Here is a 5353-nt window from a genome sequence, read left to right on the forward strand (position 1 = left end):
CCGGAAACACATCAGCTGCCTGGCTGCGGATGAACAAATTGAATCAGGGCTGGATTAAGAAGAATTTTCATCGAGAAGCGAACTTCTCTTACCTCGTTTCATCCCGCCTCGGTGTTAGCCGAAGCCGCCGCCGTCACCCATGTAGCCCCCATCGGGGATATCCATATTGGAGTAATTGCCAAATCGCATGGACTCACGCATCCAGGTCAGATTGACAATCCCTGTCGGACCACTGCGGTGTTTGGCGACGATCACTTCTGCCAGACCGGGATGATCTTCCGGGTCGTATGCATCCGGGCGGTGCAGGAACATGATCAGGTCGGCATCCTGCTCAATCGCACCACTTTCACGCAGGTCGGCCAGTCGCGGCCGCTTGTCTTCACGTAATTCCACACCACGGTTCAACTGTGCCAGCGCGATGATAGGAATATTCAGTTCCTTACACAGGCCTTTCAGACGACGTGTGATCATCGCAATCTGCTGCTCGCGGGGCATCGTCTTGTCTTCCGGTTCAATCAGCTGCAGGTAGTCGATGATAATCAGTCCCAGATTGCTGAGACGTTTCAAACGACGGCAGATCGCACTGATTTCCTGAATCGTGCGTCCCGCTTTATCATCAATAAATAAAGGCAACTCGCTGATTTCAGAAGAGGCTTCCATCAGACGATGTCGTTCGTCATCTTCCAGATCCCCGGCCCGTAATGAATGGCCATTCACGCCGGAACGAATACAAAGAAAACGTTCCGCCAGTTCGAGCTTGGACTGTTCCAGACTGAAAACGATGGTCGCAGTCCCCCCGTCATCGGCGGCTGATTCTGCGAAGTTACAAACGAGTGCCGTCTTCCCCATACTGGGACGAGCCGCCAGAACAATCAATTCGGAAGGCTGAAATCCATTGATCTGCGTGTCCAGATCGAGAAATCCGGTTGTTAAGCCGGTGAGCATCCCCTCTTTTTGTGATCGCTCGTGAATCCGGTCGAAGGCATCCATCAGGATGTCTCTTATTTCGATTTTATCTCCTTCACCCTGCTGTTCCAGAATGCTGAAAATACTCTGCTCTGCCTTGTTTAACACACCCAGCGTGTCACCCTGAGGCTCATAGCTTTCTCGAATAATTTCCGTGCAGGCATGAATCAGACTGCGTTGAACCGATTTATCTCGGACAATCTTGGCATAATACTCGGCATGCGCCGCGTGGGGAACACTTTCCAGAATTTCATGAAGATAGAGTACATCACCTGCCTCGGCCAGTTCTCCTTTGGAATCAAGTTCTTCGGCAACTGTAATCGCATCAATCCCACGGACACCCGCATCGTGTAATCGCAGGATTGCCGCATAGATGCGCGCATTTTTTTCACTATAGAAGTGACCAGCCTTCACTATCTGAACCAGATCGTCGATCACGATGTTATCCAGCAGGATACTGCCCAGAACCCCTTTTTCTGCTTCCACATTCTGAGGGGGCACCTTGCCGAACAATTCCTCTACCGATTCCGGTTTGGGACGACGAAAATTTCCTTTTCCGGCAACTGACATGACCATCCCCTGGCACTGTAGATGTTGTGAAGTGAGTACACTGGAGCAGAACGGAATGCGCGATAACGGCTGGATATCCGGAAAACTAAACCGCTCTGCAGCCTCGATCATATAAAACCAAAAGAGGCCCGGCAATATACCGGACCTCTCTGTTGTGCGCGAAATTCAGAGTGGCAAAAACTCGTTTGCCAGACCGACCTTAACTTTTTTCTGCAGTAGGCACGACCCAGACTTTGACTTCTGATTTGACTTTTTCATGCAGCTGCAGTTTAACCGTATACATACCCAGTTCTTTGAGCGGGCCTTCCAGTCGAACACCGTCCGGCTCGACGTCAAATCCGCTCTCTTTGAGGGACTTGCTGATATCAACGGCAACAATAGATCCATAAAGATGACCATCTTCATTGGCATTGGCTTCCATTGTCACGCTGTGCTTGCTCAGTTTTTCTGCCACAGCCTTCAAGGCTTTCAGACGGTCTTTTTCCAGCTCAACCAGACGCTTCTGGTGTTGAACCACCATCCGCTGGTTATGCTCTGTGGCGATTGTTGCCAGGCCGTAAGGCAATAAATAATTGCGGGCATACCCGGGTTTCACCCGCACAATATCACCCTGCTCACCAAGGCTGTCAACCTTTTCTGCCAACAAAACATCGACAGATGACTTAGAACTACCGACGACGGAGGTACTACGTAACTTGCGAACCATTATCAATCACTTCCGTAATTTTATGTTTTATATAATCGTTTCAATTAAAAACTGTTACTTGTTCAGACTTCACGTCTGCCCGATTCCGGATCTGTCCCTGTTAGAAAGGAACATCATCATCGGGTGCTCCGCCAGGAGCATCATCATAAAACGAGTCCGGAGGACCTGAAGATCCGCCTTGTGAAGGTGCGTTTCCACCAGAAGCGTATCCGCCACCGGAATTTCCACCACCGCCCGTTTCACCTTTTCCACCCAGCATGGTCATATTTTCGCCAACCACCTTGAGCTTGCTGCGCTTCTGACCTGATTCCTTATCGTCCCATTGATCCAAATGCAAACGACCTTCAATCAGAACGGAACGTCCTTTGGTCAGATATTCGCTGGCAACTTCTGCTGTCCGTCCCCATAACGTCACATCAACAAACGTAGTCTCTTCCTTACGGGAGTTGGAATTCTTATCAAACCAACTCCGATTGACGGCTAGTCCAATTTCGGCAACCGCGCTTCCCCCCGGCGTGTAACGCACTTGAGGGTCCCGTGTCAGGTTGCCTACCAAAATGACTTTATTGAAACTGGCCATCACCGGCCTCCCTGAGAATGAATAATGTGAAGTTAAACTTTCTGGAAGATCTGAAATTCAGATACGACGTGAAAACGAGTAACGACTAGTCTTCATCATCAATGGCATCATACTCTGGTGCTTCCAGATCAATCTCACTTTTTTCATCTTTAATAACTCCCGGCAAAACTGCACTGGGAGCCGAAGCAGGATCAATCGCAGCTACCATCGCATCAAACAAAGATTGTGGCTGATTGATTACCAACTGGCGAATAATAAGATCGCTCAGATGGCAAGAGCGGGTCACAATATCCATTCCTTTACCTGGCATCTTGAAATAAACCAGGTAATGCAGGCCCTTCATGTGACCATCAATCTCATAGGCAAGTTTGCCATCCTGCCAGGGACGGTGTGCCACAATTTCTGCACCTGCTTTTTCCAGAATTTCCATTAAATGAGCAATCGTCCCTTCATGGTCAGCGGCAAATTTCCCACTGTCCAACAGGAACATTCCTTCATAATTAGCCATCACGACTTTTTTCTCTGCTACTGACAAGACTTTTCTCCTGGAATAATTTGACCTCATTACAGGCCAGATTGATGATCAGATTCTCTCATTTATTATTATATTAGCCAGTTCAAAATTGAACCGGGATATCATCCTTCAGGCGCATTAACCTGATTCATGGCCATTTCGAGACCATCCTGAATCCAGCACTCAACCCCTTTAGCAGCAGCTTCAACCGCCTGAGGGATCAATTCCAAATCTTTTTTAGACCGAAAACGCCCAAGTACATAATCCGCCGCTGGGAATCCTGCAGGAGGTCGCCCCACGCCTATTCTCAGACGCGGTACATCCTGAGTACTCAACTTTTGGATAATATCCTGTAAACCTTTTTGACCGCCGGCCGAACCTGACCCCCGCATGCGGAGACGCCCGACAGGCAAATTCATATCATCACAAACCACCATCACGTCAGTCGCGGGCAGCTTGAAAAACTTTACCAAAGCCGCAATACTGCGACCACTTAAATTCATATACGTTTGCGGTGCCACAAGCAAAACCTTGTCACCCGCAAACGAAAACTCACCCACTAATGCCTCAAACTGACTTTTAAAACAGCCTACGCCGTGCCAGTCTGCCAGTTGAGACAACACATCAAACCCGACATTATGACGCGTTCGTTCGTATTCTTTACCGGGATTTCCCAGCCCTACGACTACTTTCACAACGCCACCTGTCAGGTTCTTAACTCAATCTATTTCGATCACTCTCGCGGCAGCTACTCTGCTGCAGGAGCTTCTACTTCCGGTGTTTCTTCTTCGCCCTTAGGAGCAAGCACATGCACGACAACCTGGTCTTCGGCGTTATGCAGTTTGGCTCCACGTGGTACGACCAAATCGCGGACATAAATCGCATCGCCAATTTCCAGTGCATTGATACGCACAGGCACGTCATCGGGAATATTGTGAGACAGACAGTCCAGTTCGAGTGAATGGAGAGGCTGTTCCAGGATACCGCCAGAGACAACTCCGGGAGAGGTTCCCCGCAACCTGACTGGAACTTCGACGGTCACGCGTTCTGAAGCATTAATGCGAACCAGATCCACATGCAGAATTTGCGTTCCGAATGTATCCCATTGCAGCTCCCGCAGCATTGTTTCTTCGACCTTGCCCTCTACATCAATTTCAAAAACGCGTTCCCGGTTTTTGACAAGGTTCTCAAGATCCTGGCTTTCCACACAAACGTGAGACGGCTCCTGCTCGTGACCATACACGACGGCTGGAATCCGGCCAGCGCGGCGGATGCGGCGGCTTTCGATTGATCCTAATTTATCCCGCTTGAAAGCACTGATTTTCGGCAATACAAAATCGTCTGACATTTCCCAACGTTCCTCAAAAAGTGACCTGACTTAACTTCCGGTCGACTCTTCCATTAAAGTCTTTTGAATCTATAATTTGACACTATGTAGTTTAAACCGTTGATCATCAACAAACACAGCAAGAAACAACCCCATTTCCGCTCATGGTTTGTGCTGATTTTATAATATTTACATCAGGATCGAATCATCACCTGACAGCACACCGTTGACTCAAGGGGCAATTGAAGCGAGCCAATCCGGCATTACCGGTTGGTATTTCGCTAGTTTGCGATAGTTGAAGCGTGCAAAAATAACTTCCCGCGCGCAAATCTGCAACCGATTCCCCCCTCTATCTTGGTCGAAAGTCATAAGACAGGCTGATTTTTTTGATTTCTTCCCGTCTTAACTCCCCTGCTCTGTCCTGTTTTGCTTTGACCTGCCACAACAACAATACACATGAACACATCGCTTTTCAACCGTGCCGGACAACCCCGGTAAGTAATCTCATAAAAAGAAAGAGTCCAAGAATCCGTCAGTTTACGTATTGGCTCAAAAAAAACTGGCTGTAGAATAGAAAAAGAGTTTTCGAGAACATACAGACTCCCCGATGCCTCAGGGAAGAAATGCCCCACATCACTGCAGCGGGGCGTCTATGATCTCATTTTACCTGTCAGGCGACCAGAAGGCTGC

The 5353-nt window shown here is 48.7% G+C and carries 6 protein-coding genes; all 6 read right to left on the reverse strand.

Annotated elements, in window-relative coordinates; translation table 11 throughout:
• Positions 1–114 precede the first annotated feature (114 nt).
• Positions 115–1536, reverse strand: coding sequence for a replicative DNA helicase (gene dnaB, locus Q0294_RS14105; RefSeq protein ID WP_299466555.1), 1422 nt, complete (start codon positions 1534–1536; stop codon positions 115–117).
• 199 nt (positions 1537–1735) lie between these two features.
• Complete coding sequence (gene rplI / locus Q0294_RS14110) at positions 1736–2242, reverse strand: 50S ribosomal protein L9 (RefSeq protein ID WP_299466558.1); 507 nt, start codon at positions 2240–2242, stop codon at positions 1736–1738.
• A 100-nt stretch (positions 2243–2342) separates the two neighbouring features.
• A complete protein-coding gene (gene ssb / locus Q0294_RS14115; protein WP_299466561.1) occupies positions 2343–2822 on the reverse strand; it encodes a single-stranded DNA-binding protein in 480 nt (159 codons plus the stop codon).
• An 85-nt stretch (positions 2823–2907) separates the two neighbouring features.
• Positions 2908–3357 carry a 30S ribosomal protein S6 gene (gene rpsF, locus Q0294_RS14120; RefSeq protein ID WP_299466564.1) on the reverse strand — a complete coding sequence of 150 codons (450 nt, stop codon included), beginning with the start codon at positions 3355–3357 and terminating at the stop codon, positions 2908–2910.
• A 101-nt stretch (positions 3358–3458) separates the two neighbouring features.
• On the reverse strand, positions 3459–4031 hold the full coding sequence (gene pth, locus Q0294_RS14125; RefSeq protein ID WP_299466567.1) for an aminoacyl-tRNA hydrolase: 573 nt from the start codon (positions 4029–4031) through the stop codon (positions 3459–3461).
• 53 nt (positions 4032–4084) lie between these two features.
• Complete coding sequence (locus Q0294_RS14130; RefSeq protein WP_299466570.1) at positions 4085–4684, reverse strand: 50S ribosomal protein L25; 600 nt, start codon at positions 4682–4684, stop codon at positions 4085–4087.
• Positions 4685–5353 lie beyond the last annotated feature (669 nt).

Origin of the sequence: uncultured Gimesia sp. (genome assembly GCF_937919775.1) — a bacterium.
Lineage (GTDB): Bacteria > Planctomycetota > Planctomycetia > Planctomycetales > Planctomycetaceae > Gimesia.